The organism is Streptomyces sp. NPDC043176 (assembly GCF_056436715.1).
Genome location: NZ_JBWKCA010000014.1, coordinates 78,400 through 98,091 on the forward strand (window position 1 = coordinate 78,400; position 19,692 = coordinate 98,091).

Consider the following 19,692-nt stretch of genomic DNA (forward strand, 5'->3'; position numbering starts at 1 on the left):
TCCTCGGTGGGGGGAAGCCCTTCCAGTGGCGCACAACTTCACGCCGCCCACCACGTGAAGGTAAAAGCAACGTTGCAGAGACTATGCCTTCAAGTTTCGAAGTCAATAGTCGATGTCGTGTGACTTTATAACTCCTACGGTGACCTTTGTGTTCAAGACTTGAAGAAGTGGTGTTCAGCGAAGCCGCTGGCTGATCACCTTCGAGACGCCGTCGCCCTGCATGGAGACGCCGTACAGCGCGTCCGCGACCTCCATCGTCCGCTTCTGGTGGGTGATCACGATCAGCTGCGAGGACTCCTGCAGCTCCTGCATGATCCGGATCAGCCGCTGGAGGTTGGTGTCGTCGAGCGCCGCCTCGACCTCGTCCATCACGTAGAACGGGCTGGGTCTCGCCTTGAAGATGGAGACGAGCAGCGCCACGGCCGTCAGCGACCGCTCGCCGCCCGAGAGCAGCGAGAGGCGCTTGACCTTCTTGCCCGGCGGGCGGGCCTCCACGTCGACGCCGGTGGTGAGCATGTTGTCCGGGTCGGTGAGGATCAGCCGGCCCTCGCCGCCCGGGAAGAGCCGCGAGAAGACGCCCTCGAACTCGCGGGCCGTGTCCCGGTAGGCCTCCGTGAAGACCTGCTCGACGCGCACGTCGACCTCCTTCACGACCTGAAGCAGGTCGGTCCGGGTCTTCTTCAGGTCCTCCAGCTGCTCCGAGAGGAACCGGTGCCGCTCCTCGAGCGCCGCGAACTCCTCCAGGGCCAGCGGGTTGACCTTGCCGAGCTGGTGGTACGCCCGTTCGGCGGCCTTGAGCCGCTTCTCCTGCTCCGAACGGACGAACGGGCGCGGCGCGGCGGCCTGGTCGTCCGCGCCGGCCCGGGCCCCGCCGGTCCGGGCCGCGTCGCCCCGGGCCTCGCCGCTGCGGCCGGTGCCGTTCGGGTCGATGTCGCTCCGGGCGGTTCCTTCGCGGCCGGTGCCGTTCGGGTCGATGTCGCTCCGGGCCGTTCCTCCGCGGTCTGATCCGTCCTCGGCGGGTGACGGGGGCACGGGCTGGTCGGGGCCGTACTCGGCGACCAGGTCGGTCGCCTCGACGCCGAAGTCCTCCAGGGCCTTCGCCTCCAGCTGCTCGATCCGCAGCCGCTTCTCGGCGCCGAGCACCTCGCCCCGGTGGACCGAGTCGGTCAGCTTGTCGAGCTCGACCTTGAGGTCCCGGGCGCGGGTCCTGGCGGACCTCAACCCCTCCTCGCGGTCGGCCCTCGCGGACTGGGCCGCCACCCGCTCCTGGTCGGCGCGGACGAGCGAGGCCTCGACATGGGCGAGGAGCGCGCGGGCGCCGGCGGCGACCGCGCCCGCGACCCGCTCCTCGTGGCGCAGCCGGGCCCGGTGCTGCTCGGCACGCACGCGTGCCTCGCGTTCGGCACGGGCGGCCCGGTCGAGCGAGTCGGCCCGGCCGGCGAGCCCCTTGACCCGCTCCTCGTGGGTACGGACCTGGAGCCGCGCCTCCATCTCGGTCTGGCGCGCGTTGGAGCCGTCGATGGCGAGCCGGTCGCGGACCGAGGTGTCGGGCTCGTCCTCGCCGTCCCCGAACGCGGTGGCCTCCTGGGCGACGAGCAGCCGTTCGGCCAGCTCCTCGGCGTCGGCGGTGGCCTTCTCCAGTGCCTCCTGGGCGCGGGCGGCGGCCGCCGCGGTCCGCTCGGCCTCCCCCGCCGCTCCCCTGGCCTGGCCGGCGAGCCGGCCGAGCCGCTGGGCGACGGCGGACTTCTCGCGCTCGGCGGCCCGGCGGCGGGCGTCGAGCTCCTCGACGAGCGCGCCCGCGGTACGGCGCCGCTCGTCGGCCTCGCGCTGCTCGATGGCCAACGCCTCGCACCGGACGGCCAGTTCGTCGAGCTCCGCGGCGGCCTCGGCCACCGAGGCCTGGACTTCGAGCAGGCTGGGCGCCCCGGCGGAGCCGCCCTGGGCGAAGTGGGCGCCGAGCAGGTCCCCCTCGGCGGTGACCGCGGTCAGCGCGGGCCGGGTCCCGACCAGCTCGGCGGCCTCGTCCAGGTCCTCGACGACCACGACGCCGGCCAGCAGCCGACGGACGGCGCCCATGAGTTCGTCGGGCCCCCGCACCAGGTCGGCGGCGTGGAGGTGCCCGTCGGCGTCGGCGGCGGGGGCCGGTTCGGGGGCGCCGGTCAGGAGCAGCGAGGCGCGGCCCGCGTCCTGCTTGCGCAGCAGGCGGAGCGCGTCGGCGGCGGCGGAGGGGCCGGTGGCCGCGACCGCGTCGGCGGCCGCGCCGAGGGCGGCGGCGACGGGAATCTCGTATCCCGGGGTGACGGTGAGGAGTTCGGCCGCCGGGCCGAGGAGTCCGGTGAGGCCGGCGGTGAGCAGCGCGCCCGTGCCGTCCTTGCGGCGCAGGCCGAGGGCGAGGGTCTCGTGCCGGGCCCGGGTCGCGGCGCGGCGGCGCTCTGCGGTGCCCGCGGCCTCGCGGGCGGCGCTCAGGTCGGCCTCCGCGTCGGCGAGTTCGCGGCGGGCCGCCTCGTACCGTGCGGCGTGCTCGGTGTCCTCCGCGTCGAGGCCGTCGACCTCGGCCTTGAGCTGCTCGTACTCCTCCTGGGCGGCGACCGCCCGCTCCCCCGCCTCGTCGCGGGCGGCGGCCAGCCGGTCGATCTCGGCCTGGGCGGAGGCGGCGCGCGAGCGGGCCGCGTTGACCTGGCCGTGGAGCCGGGCGAGGCCCTCGCGCCGGTCGGCGATGGCGCGGGCCAGGTCCTTGAGCCGGCGTTCCTCGGCCGTCAGTGCCCGCTCCAGTTCGGCGCGGTGGGCGACGGTGTCCTCCAGGGCGCGCTCGGCCGCCTCCAGGGCGGCTTCGAGCTCCGCCTCCTGTTCGCGGACCCGGGCGGCCTCCCGTTCCAGGTCCTCCGGGTCGCGGCCGCGCCGTTCCTCGGCGGGCGCGGCGGTGGCGCTCTTCACGCGCGCGTCGGCCAGCGAGACGGTGCCGCGGACGCGCTCGGCGAGCTGGGAGAGTGCGTACCAGCTCTGCTGGGCGCGCTCCAGCCGGGGCACCAGGGCGCGGGCTTCCGCTTCGAGGTCCGCCTCGCGGGCGAGTGCGGCGCGCAGCTCGGCCTCGGTGGTCTCCTTGCGGGCGAGCAGCGCCGCCTCGTCGGCGACCTCGGCGGCCAGGGCCCGCTGGAGGCGCACGAGGTCGTCGGCGAGCAGGCGGAGGCGCGCGTCGCGCAGGTCGGCCTGGATGACGACGGCCCGGCGGGCGACGGCGGCCTGTCGGCCGAGGGGCTTGAGCTGGCGGCGCAGCTCGTCGGTGAGGTCCTGCACGCGCGCGAGGTTGGCCTGCATCGCGTCCAGTTTCCGCAGCGCCTTCTCCTTGCGCTTGCGGTGCTTGAGGACGCCCGCGGCCTCCTCGATGAAGGCGCGGCGGCCCATCGGGTCGGCGTGCAGCACGGAGTCGAGCTGGCCCTGTCCGACGATGACGTGCATCTCGCGCCCGATGCCGGAGTCGGAGAGCAGGTCCTGGAAGTCGAGCAGCCGACAGGTGTCGCCGTTGATCTGGTACTCGCTGCTGCCGCCCCGGAACATGATCCGGGTGAGGGTGACCTCGGCGTAGTCGATGGGCAGCGCGCCGTCGGAGTTGTCGATGGTCAGCGAGACCTCGGCGCGGCCGAGCGGCGGGCGCCCGGTCGTGCCGGCGAAGATGACGTCCTCCATCTTGCCGCCGCGCAGCGACTTGGCGCCCTGCTCGCCCATGACCCAGGACAGGGCGTCCACCACGTTGGACTTGCCCGATCCGTTGGGCCCCACGACGCAGGTGATCCCTGGCTCGAACCGGAGGGTGGTGGCCGAGGCGAACGACTTGAATCCGCGGAGGGTCAGGGCCTTGAGGTGCACCCCGGGGACTCTACCGGGGCCCGCGCGTTTCACCCGCGAAGGCGGAGGGAAGATCCTCGGGTGAGGAGGGGTGGTACGCGGGGGAAACGACGGGTGAAAGAGAGAAGGGACGCCGAAGCGCCCCTTGCAAGGAGTGTTTCCCACCTGGCCCCTGGGGGCTGGGTTGTCAGGTGAGCGCAGGCTCCGCCTGGGGTACGTCGAGGTCGATGCTGTTGAGCAGCGACTCTCCCTGGTGCTGAGCGGCGGCAGCGGCGAGCGAGTCGTTCTCGGACTGAATCCGTACCAGCTCGGATTCGAGGTCCTGGACGCGCTGCTGAAGCCGTCGCATCTCGGCGAGGAGTCGCGGGTCGGAGCCGCCGACGTAACCGAGAAGCGCCTTTGCCATGATGGATGGTCCTCCACAATGAGTGACCGACCGTAGCGGTATGGGTCGTGAGGGATTCGCACCCGCGGTGCTCGGCAGTACTGCTAGTGGTGCCGGTTCCACTGCCGAACAGCTAAGGTGCGCGGGGCTTCCAGAGTCTCACCAAAAAGTTTGACGGTCAACACGATCACGCCCCGTCTGAAGGGCAGACCGAGGGGGCCACCACCGCTCAGCACGCGGCGGGACCTCGCAACTCGGTGCCTGGGGGCGTCGCGATCATCCTTAAGCGGCAGCCTGGCACGACGGGCGCATATTGGCAACCACCAGGCCGTTTCCCTCTCGCGCGACCGTTACCGCGCGTCCGTTCGACGCCCCGTTCGGTCACCGGACGGGGCGTCGGAGCGTGACGGTCAGCGGATGGCGAAAGTCTCGTAACCGCCGCGCGGGGTGTCCCAGATCTCAGTGACGCCGTCCACGCGTCCGGGTGTGTCGGCGGAGTGCAGCCAGTCGAGCAGACGGTGGCAATTCTCACGCGGCCCCTCGGCCACCACCTGCACCCGGCCGTCGTCGAGGTTCAGGGCGAAGCCCACCAGGCCGCCGATCTCCAAGGCGTTTGCCCTGGTGAACCAGCGAAAGCCCACTCCCTGCACCCGGCCGCGCACCCAGGCGGTCATCCGTACGTCGTCGCTCATGGCTGCACGCTAACGGGCGGATTGCCCGATGCGTACATCGCCCCCGCGCCTCCTGGCGTATACAGTCCCGACGGACACGCCTCACCCATTCGGGCGCGCACCGTTCGAACGTCGAACCGGAACGGTACCGACAGCAAAGATCAGCAAAGACTCGGCAAGAGACCAGCAGGAAGGCAGAGCAGATGGGACGCCACCGTCGCTCCGGCGCCGCACCCGCCGCAGAAGACTACGCGGCCGGTTCGGACCGCCGGCACCCGGGTGCCCGCCGCAGGCGGCCCGTGCGCACCGGACTGCTCGGCGTCTCCGCGGCGGTCGCCGTGGGCGCCGTCGCCGTCACCTCGGGACTCCTGCCGGGCGGGGACACCTTCACGATCGGCAGCGCCGGCAGCGGCGAGCAGCGGCCGGTGACCCGTCAGGCCCCGGAACTGACCACACAGGGCGGCTCCACCCAGACCCCCGCCGGCGAAGCGGGCCGTACGGGCACGGGTGCGGGCACGGGCACCGGGAAGTCCGGCGGGCGTTCCGCCTCCCCCTCGGTGACCCCGTCCGCGAAGCCGAGCCCGAAGGCCACCCCCAAGCCGACGCCCACCCCGTCGAAGACGACGGCCGCCGCGAAGCCGAAGGCCTCCCCGGCACCGGTCACCAAGACGCCGACGACCCAGGCGCCCACGACGAAGGCAGCCGCGCCGAAGGCAGCCGCACCGAAGGCAGCCGCACCGAAGCCGGACCCGACGACCGCCGCGCCGACCGAGAAGGCCGTGGTCACCTCCACCGCCGACCGCGGCGATGCCGCCGAGTCGGAGGTCCTCCGACTCGTCAACGTCGAACGCGCCAAGGTCGGCTGCACCCCGGTCCGCGCCGACGCCCGCCTCGCGACCCTGGCCGGCGCCTTCAGCGCCGACATGGCCGCCCGCGGCTTCTTCGGCCACACCGACCCCGACGGCGACACCCCCTGGTCCCGGGCCCAGCAGGCGGGCGTCTCCGGCATGGGCGGCGAGAACATCGCCCGCGGCCAGGTCGACGCGGCCTCCGTCATGACCTCCTGGATGAACAGCGACGGCCACCGCGCCAACATCCTCAACTGCGACTTCACCACCCTCGGCGTCGGCGTCCACTTCGCCGACGGCGGCCCCTGGTGGACCCAGGACTTCGGCTACTGAGCCGCCCGGGACGCGCGCGAGAGGGCCCCGCCACCTTGGAGGTGACGGGGCCCTCTCGCGTACCGGCGCTCAGGGGCGGGGTCTGGGTGGGGGCGGGCCCTTGCGGGTACGGGCCGTACGGGGCCGGGGGCGGGGAGAGGTCAGGCGGCGGCCTTGCCGGCGGCGAAGGTGCGGGCGGTGAGGGCGACGCGGCGGCCGAGGTGTTCGGCGGTGGCGACGTCGGCCTTGTGGACGCCCTCGGGACCGAGGTCGGTGTGGGTCTGGGCGCCGGCGCCGGCGAAGAAGCCGAGGCGGTTGAGGTCGTTCTCGGAGGCCTCGCTGCTGTTCCAGCCCGGCTTCAGGCCGAGGTTGACCCAGGTCATGCCGTGCTGGCCGGCGAGGGTCTGGAAGAACTGCAGGGTGTGGAGCTTGTCGCCGCTCTTGGAACCGGAGTTGGTGAAGCCGGCGGCGAGCTTGTCCAGCCAGGCGTCGGTGAACCAGCGCTTCGAGGTGGCCTCGGCGAACTGGTGGAAGGCGCCGGAGGCGGTGCCCATGTACGTCGGGGAGCCGAAGACGATCGCGTCGGAGGCGTCCAGGAGCTCCCACTCGGCGTCGCTGATCCCGTCGACGTTGATCAGGTGGACGGTGGCGCCCGCGTCGGCGGCGCCGGCCCGGACGGCCTCGGCGAGGACGGCGGTGTGGCCGTAGCCGGAGTGGAAGGCGATGGAGACGACGGGGGTGGTCACAAGGAGCTCCTCGAAAGGGTCGGCAGGCGAACGCTCAGAAGCAAAGCACTAACTTTTGGAAAGCGCAAGCCTGTCGATAGCGCCCTCGTGACGGTAAGCGCTGTGCGGGAGTACGGTAGAGGCATGACCGATGACCTCGCCTACGACGTGTTCGCGCGTGCCTGCCCCTCGCGAGGCACGCTGGAGCACGTGACGGGACGCTGGGGCAGCCTGACCCTGGGCGCGCTGTACGACGGGACGTTCCGCTTCAACGAGCTGCGGCGCCGGGTCGACGGCGTCAGCGAGAAGATGCTGTCGCAGACCCTGCACGCCCTGGAGCGCGACGGTCTCGTCCACCGCGACGCGCAGCCCACGAACCCGCCCCGGGTCGACTACCGGCTCACGCCGCTCGGCCGCGAGATCGCGGAGCGGCTGATCGGCCTGATCCAGCTGGTGGAGGGGCGGATGCCCCAGGTCGAGGCCGCGCGGGAGAGTTACGACGCGGGGCGCGCGGTCCCCGTGACGGGCTGACCGCCCGGCGGGATCAGGTCGCCCGCGGCGGCCGCTGGCAGCGCGGGCAGAAGTAGCTGGACCGGTTCATCCAGGCCCGCCGGCGCATCGGCGTCCCGCAGCGGTGGCAGGGTTCGTCCTCACGCCCGTAGGCGTCGAGCGAGCGGTCGAAGTAGCCGGACTCGCCGTTGACGTTCACGTACAGGCTGTCGAAGCTGGTGCCGCCCACCGCGAGCGCCGCGTTCATCACGTCCCGGACGTGCCCGAGGAGCTCGGCCGAGCGCGGCCGGGTCAGGGTCGCCGTGGGGCGGTCGTAGTGCAGCCGGGACCGCCAGAGCGCCTCGTCGGCGTAGATGTTGCCGACGCCGCTGATCAGCGACTGGTCGAGGAGCGCCCGCTTGACGGTCGTACGGCGCAGTCTCAACGCGGCCTGGAAGGCGGCGTCGTCGAACTCGGGGTCCAGCGGGTCACGGGCGATGTGCCCGATGACGTCGGGCAGCCCGTCCGGCGTCTGGTCGTGGAGCGAGAGCCCGCCGAAGGTGCGCTGGTCGACGAAGCGGAGCTCGGTGCCGGCCGTGTCGTCGAAGCGGAGGCGGATGCGGAGGTGCTTCTCGTCCGGGGCGTCCTCCGGCTGGACGAGGAGCTGGCCGCTCATGCCGAGGTGTCCCAGCACGGAGGTGCCGGTGTCGGCGAGCGGCAGCCAGAGGTACTTGCCGCGCCGCCTCGCCACCTCGAACCGCTGCCCCTTCAGCCGGGCCGCGAAGTCCTCGCCGCCCGCCGGGTGGCGCCGTACGGCCCGCGGGTGCAGCACCTCGACCTCGGTCACGGTCCGCCCGGCGACCCAGCGCTCCAGACCGCGCCGTACGACCTCGACCTCGGGCAGCTCGGGCACGGGGACTCCTCCGGACGTCTTCGACAGCGGTTCAACCCTACCGGCGCAACGGCGGCGGAAAGACGAGAACCCCGCCCTGGGGCGGGGTTCTCGGGAAGCGGTGGGTGCGGGCCGTCAGGCCGACGCCCGATGGGCGGTCGGAGAGGGGTCGGCGACCTCTCCCGTGTCCGCCTCGGCAACGGCCTTCGCCGCTGCCGCGCGTTCGTCCGCTGCCGCGCGGATCTCGCGCCACGCGGACTCGGCGGCCTGCTGCTCCGCTTCCTTCTTGCTGCGGCCGGTGCCGGTGCCGTACGAGACACCACCGACGCGGGCGGCAGCCGTGAAGACCTTCTCGTGGTCCGGGCCCTCTTCGGAGACGAGGTACTCCGGGACGCCCAGGCCCTCGGCCGCGGTGAGCTCCTGGAGGCTGGTCTTCCAGTCCAGGCCGGCACCGAGGTTGGAGGACTTCTCGATCAGCGGGTCGAAGAGCCGGTGCACCAGCTCGGACGCCGCGTCGAGGCCCTGGTCGAGATAGACCGCGCCGATCACCGCTTCGAGGGTGTCGGCGAGGATGGATGCCTTGTCCCGACCGCCCGTGCCCTCTTCGCCCCGGCCGAGCCGGATGAAGGAGCCGAGTTCCAGGCCACGGCTGACCTCCGCCAGCGCACGAGAGTTGACCACCGCGGCCCGCAGTTTGGCCAGCTGGCCTTCCGGCAGATCGGGGTGGGTGCGGTACAGCGTGTCGGTGACCACCAGGCCGAGCACCGAGTCCCCGAGGAACTCGAGACGCTCGTTGGTGGGCAGACCGCCGTTCTCGTACGCGTACGAGCGGTGCGTCAGCGCACGCACCAGAAGGGCGGACTCGAGCCGATAGCCGAGCCGCCCTTCCAGAAGCGTGTGGGACGAGGCTGCGCTGATGTTCTCAGACATCGTGCCTCTCACCAGCCACTCAGACCGAGAGGACCTGGCGCTTGTTGTAGGTGCCGCAGCTCGGGCACGCGATGTGCTGCAGCTTCGGCTCCTGGCAACGCTCACACGAAACCAGGGTGGGGACCGCAGCCTTCCACTGCGACCGGCGGTGGCGCGTGTTGCTGCGCGACATCTTCCGCTTCGGAACAGCCACGGCTACTTCTCCTGCTTCTCGGCGGCGCTTCGGACGTCCCCGTCAGAGGCTTTGCCGCTCATGTTGTCCTTCTCATCGGTTCCCAGCGAACCGGCGAGTCCCTGCAGTGCCGCCCAACGAATGTCGACGGCGTCATGGTGGTGCTCCGGGTTCTCGTTCAGGTCGGCTCCGCATTCGGAGCACAGACCCGCACAGTCCTCCCGGCACACCGGCTGCATCGGCAGTGCGAGCACCACCGCATCACGCAGCACGGGTTCGAGGTCGAACATGCCGTCCTCGAGGGGGATCATGTCCTCGTCGTCCTCGGCTTCGTCGTCCGCGGCCGCCTTGGAGCGGCCCCGGTCGTCGGAGTCGGGGTACGAGAACATCTCCTGGAAGTCCACGTCGAGATCGAGCTCGACGGGCTCCAGACACCTTACGCACTCCCCCTCGGCCGATGCACGGGCGGTGCCTGTGACAAGCACCCCTTCCATGACCGACTCAAGACGGAGATCGATTTCCACCGGAGAGCCCTCGGGCACTCCGATCACTCCTTCGACGCCGAGGGCCGCGGGGGCCTCGACCGAACGCGAGATCCGCTGGAGGGCACCAGGACGCCGCCCCAGCTCGTGCGTGTCGAACACGAGGGGGTTGCGGTGGTCGAGGCGCGTACTCAGGGCTCTTCCTGCTTTCGGATCGTTCTCAACGTGAGGAGGCTGCCAGACGTGGGCAGCAAGGGTCGCGGGCATACGCGCGACCGAAGAGCCAGGATACTGGACGCTTCGCTCAGGGCCCAATCCGGGCCCCGTGCCCCTTACTGTCCCTGTTCGTACTGCCCCTGCTCGTAGCGGCGCAGCTGCTCCAGGTCGATCATGCCCGTGTCGAAGAAGCTGGTCTCGTCGAGCGCGGCGGCCTGCTGCGGCTGGTGGGCCTGGGCCCGGGGGTCGTACTGCTGCTGTTCGTAGCCGTACTGCCCCTGGTACGCGTAGGGATCGGGCTGCTGGTACGCGTACGGGTCGTGCTGCTGTTGCTGCTGCTGCTGCTGCTGGTAGGCGTACGCGGGGTCCTGCTGCGGCTGCTGGTACCCGTAGGGGTCCGGCTGCTGCTGGGCGGGGATCTGCGCGGGGGCCCGGTTCTGCGCCGGCTCGGGGTCGGCGAGCTCCGCGAGGCCGGCCAGGTAGTCGGCGTCGCTGGTGTGCACGGCGGCGTCGCGGCCGTCCTGGGCGGCCATGTGCTCGCCGAGGTCGTCGCTGGCGATCCGGCCGTGCAGCTTCTGCCGACCGCGGCCGACCGCCTCCAGGGTCTTGCTGAGCACCGCCTCGAACGCGCCGAGCTTGGCGTCCACGTACTCGTCGGCCCGCTGGATCAGGGTCTGCGGGTCGGCGCTGTACTCCGGGGCGTCCTCGTCCGCGTAGCCGTCCCGGTCGAGGCCGGGACCGCGTCCGAGGAGCTTCTCGCGGCCTCGGTCGACGGAGCCGATCGTCTTGTTGAGGACGACCTCGAAGTTGGCGAGCTTGGAGTCGACGTAGTCGTCGGCCTCGGCACGGACCTCCTCGGCCTCGCGGCGGGCCTCGGCGAGGATCCGGTCGGCCTCCTCCTGCGACTGCCGGGCGACCTGCGTGTCGGAGACGATCGAGCCCCGCTCGGCGTGGGCGGCCTCGATGATCCGGTCGGCCTCCTGGCGGGCCTGCTCGACCACCTGCTCGCGGCCGCCGATCAGTTCCTGGGCCTGGGCGAGGGAGCCGGGCAGGGCCTCCCGCACCTCTTCGAGCAGGGCGAGCAGCTCGGCCCGGTTGACCACGCAGGATGCCGACATGGGCATGGAGCGGGCGCCCTGCACGGTCGCGACGATCTGGTCGAGCTTCTTCTGCACGTCCACCGGGTGCTCGCCACTCTCTACAGCTGGATGGAGACGGACGGGACGACTTTAAGGGCAGTCGGCTCCCGTCCGACACCAGGTGACGGACTGTCAGCGGTGGTGGCCGCGCGTCACTTCCCGGTCAGGCGCTCGGTCAGCCGGCCGAGGACCTCCGGCGGGACCAGGTGGGAGACGTCGCCGCCCCAGGCCGCGACCTCCTTGACCAGCGAGGAGGAGAGGAAGCTGTAGGTCGGGTTGGTGGGGACGAACAGCGTCTCCACGCCCGTGAGGCCGTTGTTCATCTGCGCCATCTGCAGCTCGTAGTCGAAGTCGCTGACCGCGCGCAGGCCCTTCACGATGGCGGGGATGTCGCGCTGCTTGCAGAAGTCGACGAGGAGTCCGTGGAAGGACTCCACCTCGACGTTGCCGAAGTCGGCGGTGACCTCGCGGATCAGCTCGATCCGCTCGTCGACCGTGAAGAGGCCCTTCTTCGACTGGTTGATCATCACCGCGACGTGCACGACGTCGTACAGCTTGGAGGCGCGGGCGATGATGTCGAGGTGTCCGTTGGTGATGGGGTCGAATGACCCCGGACAGACGGCGCGGCGCAACTTGGGTCCCTCGCTCTCCGGTCCGGTCATCGTGCGTCTTCGCACGTAGAGGCGGCGCGACCGTACCAAAACGTTCCCTCACCGTAGCGACGGGACCGCAGGGGTTCGAAACCGGTCGGCCAGCCGAATTCACCGCCTCGAGTGCTGCGCTCCACGGTGACGAGGGCATCCTCGCTCAGCCAGCCCCCCGAGCGCAGTGTGAGGAGAATCTCGCGCAGATCGGCGTCCTCGACGGCGTACGGCGGGTCGAGGAAGACCAGGTCGTACGGATCGGCCGGCGCCGGTCCCGTCACGATCTGCTCCGCCTTGCCGGTGCGGAGTTCGGCGCCGGGCAGGCCGAGCGAGGTGATGTTCTCGCGGACGGTCCTGGCGGCGCGCGGCTCGGCCTCGACGAGGAGGGCGTGGGCGGCGCCCCGGGAGAGCGCTTCGAGGCCGACGGCCCCGGAGCCCGCGTACAGGTCGGCGACCCTGGCCCCGTCGAGGGTGCCGAGGAACGCCTCCCAGGTGGAGAAGAGGCCCTCGCGCGCCCGGTCGGAGGTGGGGCGGGTGCCGTTGCCTGGCGGCACGGCCAGGCGGCGCCCGCCGGCCGTGCCGGCGATCACGCGGGTCATCGGTGTCCTCGTCCTGCGTCGTCCAGTGCGTACGTCTCAGGATATGGCCGCCGTCGGCGGGGGCGTGGTCAGCCCTTCTCCAGGTACTCCTCCCGCTCCTCGCTGAGCAGGGCGTCGAGCGCGGTGCGCAGTCCCGGGTGGGCGGTGAGGTCCGGGTCGGCGAGGACGAGGTCGGTGGCCTCCTCGCGGGCGGCGGCGATGACCTCCTCGTCGTCGATGACGGTGAGCACCCGCAGCGAGGAGCGGACGCCGGACTGGGCCTGGCCGAGGACGTCGCCCTCGCGCCGCTGTTCGAGGTCGATGCGGGAGAGCTCGAAGCCGTCGAGGGTGGAGGCGACGGCGTTCAGGCGCTGCCGGGCGGGGCTCGCCTCGGGCATCTCGCTGACGAGGAGGCAGAGGCCGGGAGCGGACCCGCGGCCGACGCGGCCGCGGAGCTGGTGGAGCTGGGAGACGCCGAAGCGGTCGGCGTCCATGATCACCATGGCGGTGGCGTTGGGGACGTTGACGCCGACCTCGATGACGGTGGTGGCGACGAGGACGTCGAGCTCGCCGGCGGCGAAGCGGCGCATCACGTCGTCCTTGTCGTCGGGGTGCATGCGGCCGTGCAGGACGGCGATCCGCAGCCCGGCGAGGGGCCCGGAGCCGAGCTGCTGGGCGACGTCGAGGACGGCGAGCGGCGGACGCTTCTCGGCCTCGTCCTCGGCGGAGGCCTTGGCCTTCTTCTTCCGGTCCTCCTCGTCGCCGATGCGGGGGCACACCACGTACGCCTGGTGGCCCTTCTCCACCTCCTCGCGGACCCGCTCCCACGCCCGCGCCAGGAAGTGCGGCTTGTCGGCGGCGGGGACGACGTGGCTGGCGATCGGCGACCGGCCGGCGGGCAGCTGGTCGAGGACGGAGGTCTCCAGGTCGCCGAAGACGGTCATGGCGACGGTGCGCGGGATGGGCGTGGCGGTCATCACGAGCAGGTGGGGCGGCTGCTTCCCCTTGCCCCGGAGGGCGTCGCGCTGCTCGACGCCGAAGCGGTGCTGCTCGTCGACGACGACCAGGCCCAGGTCGTGGAACTGCACCTTGTCCTCGATCAGCGCGTGCGTGCCGATGACGATCCCGGCCTCGCCGGTGACCAGGTCGAGCAGGGCGTGGCGGCGGGCGGCGGCGCCCATGGAGCCGGTGAGGAGGACGACCTTGGTGGCGCGCTCGGCGCCGCCGAGCATCCCTCCCTCGGCCAGTTCGCCCATCATCTCGGTGACGGAGCGGTGGTGCTGCTGGGCGAGTACCTCGGTGGGGGCGAGCATCGCGGCCTGCCCCCCGGCGTCGACGACGGCGAGCATGGCGCGCAGGGCCACCATGGTCTTACCGGAACCGACCTCGCCCTGGAGCAGGCGGTGCATGGGGTGGTCGGTGGCGAGGTCGTCGAAGATCTCCTGGGAGACCTTCTGCTGGCCGTCGGTGAGGGTGAAGGGGAGCTTGGCGTCGAAGGCGTCGAGGATGCCGTCGGGCGCGGGGCGGCGGGGGACGGCGGGGAGCTGGGTGTCGGCGTGCCGGCGGCGGGCGAGGGCGACCTGGAGGACGAAGGCCTCGTCCCACTTGAGGCGTTCGCGGGCGTCGGCGACGTCCGCCTTGGTGCGCGGCCGGTGGATCTTCCGCAGGGCGTCGGGCAGGTCGGTGAGGCCGCGGCCCTCGCGCAGGGCGGGCGGCAGGGGGTCGACGGCGTCGGCCGCGCTGGGCAGGACCGCGTCGACGGCCTTGGCGACCTTCCAGGACTCCAGCTTGGTGGTGGCCGGGTAGATCGGGATGAGGGTCGCGGCCCAGGTGTCGACGGCCTCCTCGGCGTCGCCGCGGAGGAGTTCGTACGCCGGATGGGCGAGCTGGAGGCGGCGGTTGAAGAGCGACACCTTGCCGGCGAACATCGCGCGGGTGCCGGGCAGCAGGTCCTTGTGCGGCTTGTGGACGCCCTTGCCGAAGAAGACCAGTTGCAGGCGGCCGCTGCCGTCGGTGATGGTCACCTCGAGGCGCTGGCCGCGTCCCTTGGCGCCGTTGAAGGTGAGCACGCGGGCGTCGGCGACCTGGGCGACCACCGTGACGTGCTCGTCGAGCGGCAGGTCGGCCAGGGTGGTCAGCTCCCCGCGCTCGGCGTACCGGCGGGGGTAGTGGTGGAGCAGGTCGCCGACCGTGTGCAGGTCGAGTGCCTCGGCCATCACCTTGGCGGTGGCGGGACCGAGGGACTTCTTGAGTGGTTCGTCGAGCGCGGGCACGCGTTCCATTCCACACCAAGGGACCGACAGTCGGCGCGAAGGCTGTGGACGACCGCCGGGTGGGGGCCTATTCCACCCCGATGAGCAGGGGCGGCGCCCCCGCGCCCGCGTGGTACGTGGTGGTGTCGACCGCCAGGTAGCCGCGGCGGACGTGCCGTTCCAGGTCGGGGGCGAGGTCGGGCGGGGTGTCGTCGGCGACGACGAGGGTGACGAGTTCGCCGCCCGCCGAGAGCATGCGGTCCAGGACGGTGCGGGCGGTCTCGGCGAGGTCCGTGCCGATGACGGCGACGTCGCCCTCGATGAGGCCGAGGACGTCGCCGGCCTGGCAGACGCCGGCCGAGGTGAAGGACTGGCGTTCGGCGACGGCGAGTTCGGCGTAGCGGGTGGCGCCGGCGGCGGCGGTCATGGCGACGACGTCCTCGTCGAAGCGCCGGTCGGGTTCGTGGACGGCGAGGGCCGCGATGCCCTGGACGGCGGCGCGGGTGGGGATCAGGGCGACGCGGATGCCCTCGGCCCTGGCGCGTTCGGCGGCGGCCGCGGCGGTCTGGCGCAGGTCGGTGTCGTTGGGGAGGAGGACGACCTCGCGCGCGTGGGCCCGCCTGATCGCGTCGACGAGTTCGTCGCCCGCGGGGGGTTCGCCGGGCCGGGCCTGGACGGTGGTCGCGCCGGCCTCGGCGCACAGTCCGGCGAGGCCTTCGCCGGGGACGACGGCGACGACGGCGCGCTGGGCGCGTTCGCCGCGTCCGTCCGCCGGCGCGGTGTCGGCGGCGAAGTGGGTGATGCGGATCCGGTGCGGGCGGCCGGCCTCGACGCCCGCCTCGACGGCGGCGCCCGCGTCGTCGACGTGCACGTGGACGTTCCAGAGCCCGTCGCCGCCGACGACGACGAGGGAGTCCCCCAGGGCGTCGAGCCGCCCGCGGAGCGTCTCGACGGCGGTGTCGTCGGCCTCCAGGAGGTAGATCACCTCGTAGGCGGGACCGTCGTCGCCGGCGCACTCCTCGCGCGGTTCGGGCGCGGCGGGGCGGCGGGGCGCCGTGGCGGGGTCGGGCGGGGTCTGTCCGGTCACGGTCTCGAGGAGGGCGCCGAGGACCGTCACGAGGCCGCGTCCGCCCGCGTCCACGACTCCGGCGCGTTCGAGGACGTCCAGTTGCCCGGAGGTGGCCGCCAGGGCGGTCCTGGCCCCGTCGTAGGCGTTCCTGGCCACGTCCACGAGCGTGCCGCCCGTGGCGCAGGCTCCGGCCGCCGCGGTCGCGACGGTGAGGATGGTGCCCTCCACGGGGTGCGCGACGGCCCGGCGGGCCGAGGTCGCGGCCTCCGCGAGGGCGCGGGCGAGGTGATCACCGTCACACCCGTCGGCGAGGACGCCCGCCATGCCGCGCAGGAGCTGGGAGAGGATGGTCCCGGAGTTGCCGCGGGCGCCGAGCAGGGCGCCGTGGGCCATGGCCCGTACGGTTTCGGCGGTGCCGGGCGCGGAGGCGGTGAAGACCGCTTCGACGGCCTGGTGGGCGGCTTCCGCCGTCAGGTACAGGTTGGTGCCGGTGTCCCCGTCGGCGACCGGGTAGACGTTGATCGCGTCGATCTCCTCGCGCTCCCGGCCGAGGGCGTCCAGCGCCCGCGCGGACCAGGTCCTGAGCGCCTCCGCGTCGAGCTCGACGAGCTCCTCGAAAGGCTGAAGGGCTCGCGACAACGGGGGTCCTCCTTCGGCGGTGAGCTCACCGCAGGGTAGACCCGGGGTGTCCGGCCCGTGACCTGGGCCCGGGGCGAGGTCGGCGGAGACCATGGTAGTTTCGTTCCACCGAAGCAGGCGTTGTATGCTGCTTCGGTTGCCCGGTCCACACCGGGCCGTTCCCCGGCAAGCCACTTCAGACTCCTGATTCCGGTGCGCCGGATTTCACTGTAATCCTGAAGTCTTTGGAGTGACCCGTGGCTGCCAACTGCGACGTCTGCGGCAAGGGGCCGGGCTTCGGCAACAACATTTCGCACTCGCACCGCCGTACGTCCCGTCGCTGGAACCCGAACATCCAGCGCGTGCGTGCCGTGGTCGGTCGGACGCCGAAGCGGCTCAACGTCTGCACCTCGTGCATCAAGGCCGGCAAGGTCTCGCGCTAATTGCGACGTTCTGTCGTAGCGCAGCCCCTGCGGTTGCCTTGAAAGGCCGGTTCACCTCGGTGAACCGGCCTTTTGCCATGCCCTGAAACGATCAGGGCCCGAAACCGGTCGGGCCCCGGCGGCGTCACGCCCTGACGCCGCCGGGGCCCGGATCCGTCGGGACCCGATCCGTCGGCGCCCGGAACCCTCGGGACCCGATCGGTCAGGCCCCGGAACCGTCAGCCCCTGAAGCGCCAGCCGTGGTCGACCGGGCCGATGCCCCCGCCCAGGGCGAATCCGGCGGCGATGGCCCCCGTCACGTACTCCTTGGCCCGCCGCACCGCCTCCGGTACCGGCAGGCCGATGGCGAGCCCCGACGCGACGGCCGAGGCGAGGGTGCAGCCCGTGCCGTGGGTGTGCCGGTTGTCGTGGCGCGGCGCGCGCAGCCAGTGCTCCTCGGAGCCGTCCGTGAGCAGGTCGACGGCGTCCCCGCCACCGGGCAGGTGTCCGCCCTTGACGAGGGCCCAGCGGGGGCCGTACTCCAGGACGGCCTCGGCGGCCGTCCTCATGTCGCCCTCGTCCGCCACCTGGACGCCTGTGAGCTGTGCCACCTCGTCCAGGTTGGGGGTGGCGACGGTCGCGCGCGGCAGCAGCGTCGTACGGACGGAGTCGAGCGCGGCCTCCGCGAGGAGGGAGTCCCCGTGCTTGGAGACCCCGACCGGGTCGACGACGACGGGGGCGGCGGTGTCCGCGAGGAGTTCGGCGACGGTCTCCACGAGCGCGGCGGAGGCCAGCATGCCGGTCTTCACGGCCTGGACGCCGATGTCGTCGACGACGGCCCGGTACTGGGCGCGTACGGCGTCCACGGGCAGCTCCCAGACGCCCTGGACGCCCCGCGAGTTCTGGGCGGTGACGGCGGTGAGCACGCTCATGCCGTGGACGCCGAGCGCGAGCATCGTCTTCAGGTCGGCCTGGATGCCGGCGCCGCCGCCGGAGTCGGATCCGGCGACGGTCAGCACGAGCGGGGGCCCGGAGGTCACTCCGTCTCTCCGAAGTGGTCCCAGCCGCCCACGCTGTGCCAGGGGGCCCCGTCGACGGTGACCTGCGGCAGCGCCGAGGGGTTGAGGACCTCCCCGATGACCTTCCAGCGGGCGGGGAGCTTCACGTCGGGCGGGAAGGTGGCCACGATCGCGTGGTCCTCTCCCCCGGTGAGCACCCACTGCATGGGGTCGACGCCGACGGCCTGGCCGATGTCGTTCATCTGGGTGGGGATGTCGATGAGGCCGGAACGCAGGTCGATGCGGACCTTGCTGGCCTCGGCGATGTGGCCGAGGTCGGCGATGAGGCCGTCGCTGACGTCGCACATGGCGGTGGCGCCGAGCCCGGCGGCCGCGGGACCCGCGTGGTACGGCGGCTCGGGCCTGCGGTGGGCCTCGACGAAGGCGCGCGGGGACCGGAAGCCGCGGGAGAGGACCGCGTACCCGGCGGCGGACCAGCCGAGCCAGCCGGTGTAGGCGACGACGTCGCCGGGCTGCGCACCGCCCCGGGTGACCGGGTCGTGGTTGCGCAGATCGCCGAGGGCGGTGATGGAGACCGTGATCGTGTCGCCGCGGACGACGTCGCCGCCGACCACCGCCGCGCCCGCGACCTGACATTCGTCGCGGAGTCCGTCCATGAGTTCGGTGGCCCAGGTGACGGGGAGTTCGGCGGGTACGACGAGGCCGAGGAGGAGCGCCGTGGGGACCGCGCCCATGGCCGCGATGTCGGCGAGGTTCTGCGCGGCGGCCTTGCGGCCGACGTCGTACGCCGTCGACCAGTCGCGGCGGAAGTGACGTCCTTCGAGGAGGATGTCCGTGCTGGCCACCACCCGCCGGTCGGGGGCGGAGACGACCGCTGCGTCGTCGCCGGGCCCGATCCGCACCGCGGGGGTGGAGGTGAGCCGGGACGTGAGCTCCCTGATGAGCCCGAACTCGCCCAGCTCTCCGACTGTGCCCTTCACCGCGTCTCACCTCGTGTCTTCGTGCCGGCCGGCGGGCGGGGGCGCGTCTGGGCGCGCCGCGGGTCGCGGGCCGTCACCGTGCTGGGTACCGTCAAGTAGACCGTCAACTTCTGTCCTGCGTACGCCACACCCCGGGTGTCCCGGGGCGCGCGGGTCTCCCCGCGGCCCGCGGCGACGCGGTACCGTGGCGTCCCTTTCTCCCACAAGATCCTCGTGGTCGCCCTGGAGGTTCCGTGGTTCAGGCGTACATCCTCATCCAGACCGAGGTGGGCAAGGCGTCGACCGTCGCCGACACCATCTCCAAGATCCCGGGGGTGCTCCAGGCGGAAGACGTGACCGGCCCGTACGACGTCATCGTGCGCGCGCAGGCGGACACGGTCGACGAGCTCGGGCGCATGGTGGTCGCCAAGGTCCAGCAAGTGGAAGGCATCACGCGCACCCTCACCTGCCCGGTCGTTCATCTGTAGCCCCCGTCTACCCTTGGCCGGTGATGTCTGCCCACCGGCCTTTCGGCCTGCCCGCCGCCGTGTCGGCCGCCGTCCTGCTGCTGGCCGTCGCCGGCTGCTCCTCGACGGGCGCCGCGGCGTCCGTCGAGGTTCCCAGCCCCCCGGTGGAGGAGGCCGCCTTCTGCCAGGCCTTGGCGAAGGAGCTTCCCGACACCGTGGCGGGGCTGGAACGGAGTGATCCGGAGCCCGGCTCCGAGCTGACCGCCGGGTGGGGTGACGGTGCGATCGTACTGCGCTGCGGGGTCCCCCGGCCCGAAAAGATGAGCGATCCGAAGGCGCAGGGCGTCTCCGTGAACGGCGTGCGCTGGATGCTGGAGCCCACGGACGACGGCCCCCGCTTCACCACCGTGTACCGGAAGACCTACGTCGAGGTCGCCCTCGACGAGCGGTACGCGCACGACGTCGGGCCGCTCGTGGATCTCGCCGCCCCCGTGGCGAGGACCGTCCCCTGCGGCCTGGATCCGGAGTGCGGCTAGCCGCAACTCCGGACCGGGTGTTCC

20 protein-coding genes are annotated in these 19,692 nt (G+C 72.4%); 5 read left to right on the forward strand and 15 right to left on the reverse strand.

Annotation, left to right across the window (positions count from 1 at the left end; translation table 11 throughout):
- Positions 1-174: 174 nt before the first annotated feature.
- The 3 genes from smc to AC067A_RS23155 form a co-directional block, all read right to left on the reverse strand.
- Positions 175-3,864 carry a chromosome segregation protein SMC gene (smc, locus tag AC067A_RS23145; protein ID WP_479244379.1) on the reverse strand — a complete coding sequence of 1,230 codons (3,690 nt, stop codon included), beginning with the start codon at positions 3,862-3,864 and terminating at the stop codon, positions 175-177.
- A gap of 166 nt (positions 3,865-4,030) precedes the next feature.
- On the reverse strand, positions 4,031-4,249 hold the full coding sequence (locus tag AC067A_RS23150; RefSeq protein ID WP_015036455.1) for a hypothetical protein: 219 nt from the start codon (positions 4,247-4,249) through the stop codon (positions 4,031-4,033).
- A 389-nt stretch (positions 4,250-4,638) separates the two neighbouring features.
- Positions 4,639-4,920 (reverse strand): acylphosphatase, encoded by a 282-nt coding sequence (locus tag AC067A_RS23155; protein WP_479244380.1) that lies wholly within the window; start codon positions 4,918-4,920, stop codon positions 4,639-4,641.
- A gap of 182 nt (positions 4,921-5,102) precedes the next feature.
- Here AC067A_RS23155 and AC067A_RS23160 point away from each other — a divergent pair, with 182 nt between their 5' ends.
- The gene (locus tag AC067A_RS23160) at positions 5,103-6,080 is read left to right on the forward strand and encodes a CAP domain-containing protein (RefSeq protein ID WP_479244381.1); all 978 of its coding nucleotides are present in this window, start codon (positions 5,103-5,105) and stop codon (positions 6,078-6,080) included.
- Positions 6,081-6,220: 140 nt separating this feature from the next.
- On the opposite strand, the gene AC067A_RS23165 is transcribed toward AC067A_RS23160, so the two are convergent.
- Positions 6,221-6,805 carry a flavodoxin family protein gene (locus tag AC067A_RS23165; RefSeq protein WP_479244382.1) on the reverse strand — a complete coding sequence of 195 codons (585 nt, stop codon included), beginning with the start codon at positions 6,803-6,805 and terminating at the stop codon, positions 6,221-6,223.
- A 123-nt stretch (positions 6,806-6,928) separates the two neighbouring features.
- On the opposite strand from AC067A_RS23165, the gene AC067A_RS23170 reads away from it, so the two are divergent.
- Complete coding sequence (locus AC067A_RS23170) at positions 6,929-7,315, forward strand: winged helix-turn-helix transcriptional regulator (protein WP_479244383.1); 387 nt, start codon at positions 6,929-6,931, stop codon at positions 7,313-7,315.
- A gap of 13 nt (positions 7,316-7,328) precedes the next feature.
- On the opposite strand, the gene mutM is transcribed toward AC067A_RS23170, so the two are convergent.
- The 9 genes from mutM to AC067A_RS23215 form a co-directional block, all read right to left on the reverse strand.
- The gene (gene mutM / locus AC067A_RS23175) at positions 7,329-8,186 is read right to left on the reverse strand and encodes a bifunctional DNA-formamidopyrimidine glycosylase/DNA-(apurinic or apyrimidinic site) lyase (protein ID WP_479244384.1); all 858 of its coding nucleotides are present in this window, start codon (positions 8,184-8,186) and stop codon (positions 7,329-7,331) included.
- 114 nt (positions 8,187-8,300) lie between these two features.
- Complete coding sequence (gene rnc / locus AC067A_RS23180) at positions 8,301-9,095, reverse strand: ribonuclease III (protein ID WP_479244385.1); 795 nt, start codon at positions 9,093-9,095, stop codon at positions 8,301-8,303.
- A gap of 19 nt (positions 9,096-9,114) precedes the next feature.
- On the reverse strand, positions 9,115-9,288 hold the full coding sequence (rpmF, locus tag AC067A_RS23185) for a 50S ribosomal protein L32 (RefSeq protein ID WP_015036448.1): 174 nt from the start codon (positions 9,286-9,288) through the stop codon (positions 9,115-9,117).
- Between the two features lie 2 nt (positions 9,289-9,290).
- Positions 9,291-10,016, reverse strand: a complete 726-nt coding sequence (locus AC067A_RS23190) for a YceD family protein (protein WP_479244386.1) — start codon at positions 10,014-10,016, stop codon at positions 9,291-9,293.
- Positions 10,017-10,081: 65 nt separating this feature from the next.
- A complete protein-coding gene (locus AC067A_RS23195; protein ID WP_479244387.1) occupies positions 10,082-11,146 on the reverse strand; it encodes an ATP synthase F0 subunit B in 1,065 nt (354 codons plus the stop codon).
- Between the two features lie 110 nt (positions 11,147-11,256).
- A complete protein-coding gene (gene coaD / locus AC067A_RS23200; RefSeq protein WP_479244463.1) occupies positions 11,257-11,736 on the reverse strand; it encodes a pantetheine-phosphate adenylyltransferase in 480 nt (159 codons plus the stop codon).
- A gap of 26 nt (positions 11,737-11,762) precedes the next feature.
- Complete coding sequence (gene rsmD / locus AC067A_RS23205) at positions 11,763-12,347, reverse strand: 16S rRNA (guanine(966)-N(2))-methyltransferase RsmD (RefSeq protein ID WP_479244388.1); 585 nt, start codon at positions 12,345-12,347, stop codon at positions 11,763-11,765.
- A gap of 68 nt (positions 12,348-12,415) precedes the next feature.
- Positions 12,416-14,608: an ATP-dependent DNA helicase RecG gene (gene recG / locus AC067A_RS23210; protein WP_479244389.1), complete on the reverse strand. Its 2,193-nt coding sequence runs from the start codon at positions 14,606-14,608 to the stop codon at positions 12,416-12,418.
- Between the two features lie 58 nt (positions 14,609-14,666).
- Positions 14,667-16,286 (reverse strand): DAK2 domain-containing protein, encoded by a 1,620-nt coding sequence (locus tag AC067A_RS23215; RefSeq protein WP_479244390.1) that lies wholly within the window; start codon positions 16,284-16,286, stop codon positions 14,667-14,669.
- Between the two features lie 236 nt (positions 16,287-16,522).
- On the opposite strand from AC067A_RS23215, the gene rpmB reads away from it, so the two are divergent.
- A complete protein-coding gene (gene rpmB / locus AC067A_RS23220; protein ID WP_003957616.1) occupies positions 16,523-16,708 on the forward strand; it encodes a 50S ribosomal protein L28 in 186 nt (61 codons plus the stop codon).
- 218 nt (positions 16,709-16,926) lie between these two features.
- Here rpmB and thiD read toward each other — a convergent pair whose 3' ends face one another.
- Positions 16,927-17,727, reverse strand: a complete 801-nt coding sequence (thiD, locus tag AC067A_RS23225) for a bifunctional hydroxymethylpyrimidine kinase/phosphomethylpyrimidine kinase (protein WP_479244391.1) — start codon at positions 17,725-17,727, stop codon at positions 16,927-16,929.
- Positions 17,724-18,686: a thiamine-phosphate kinase gene (locus tag AC067A_RS23230; RefSeq protein WP_479244392.1), complete on the reverse strand. Its 963-nt coding sequence runs from the start codon at positions 18,684-18,686 to the stop codon at positions 17,724-17,726. Before AC067A_RS23230 ends, thiD begins: the two co-directional genes overlap by 4 nt.
- Positions 18,687-18,919: 233 nt before the next feature.
- On the opposite strand from AC067A_RS23230, the gene AC067A_RS23235 reads away from it, so the two are divergent.
- Positions 18,920-19,153 (forward strand): Lrp/AsnC family transcriptional regulator, encoded by a 234-nt coding sequence (locus AC067A_RS23235; protein ID WP_017235963.1) that lies wholly within the window; start codon positions 18,920-18,922, stop codon positions 19,151-19,153.
- A 23-nt stretch (positions 19,154-19,176) separates the two neighbouring features.
- Positions 19,177-19,668 (forward strand): DUF3515 domain-containing protein, encoded by a 492-nt coding sequence (locus tag AC067A_RS23240; protein ID WP_479244464.1) that lies wholly within the window; start codon positions 19,177-19,179, stop codon positions 19,666-19,668.
- Positions 19,669-19,692: the final 24 nt, after the last annotated feature.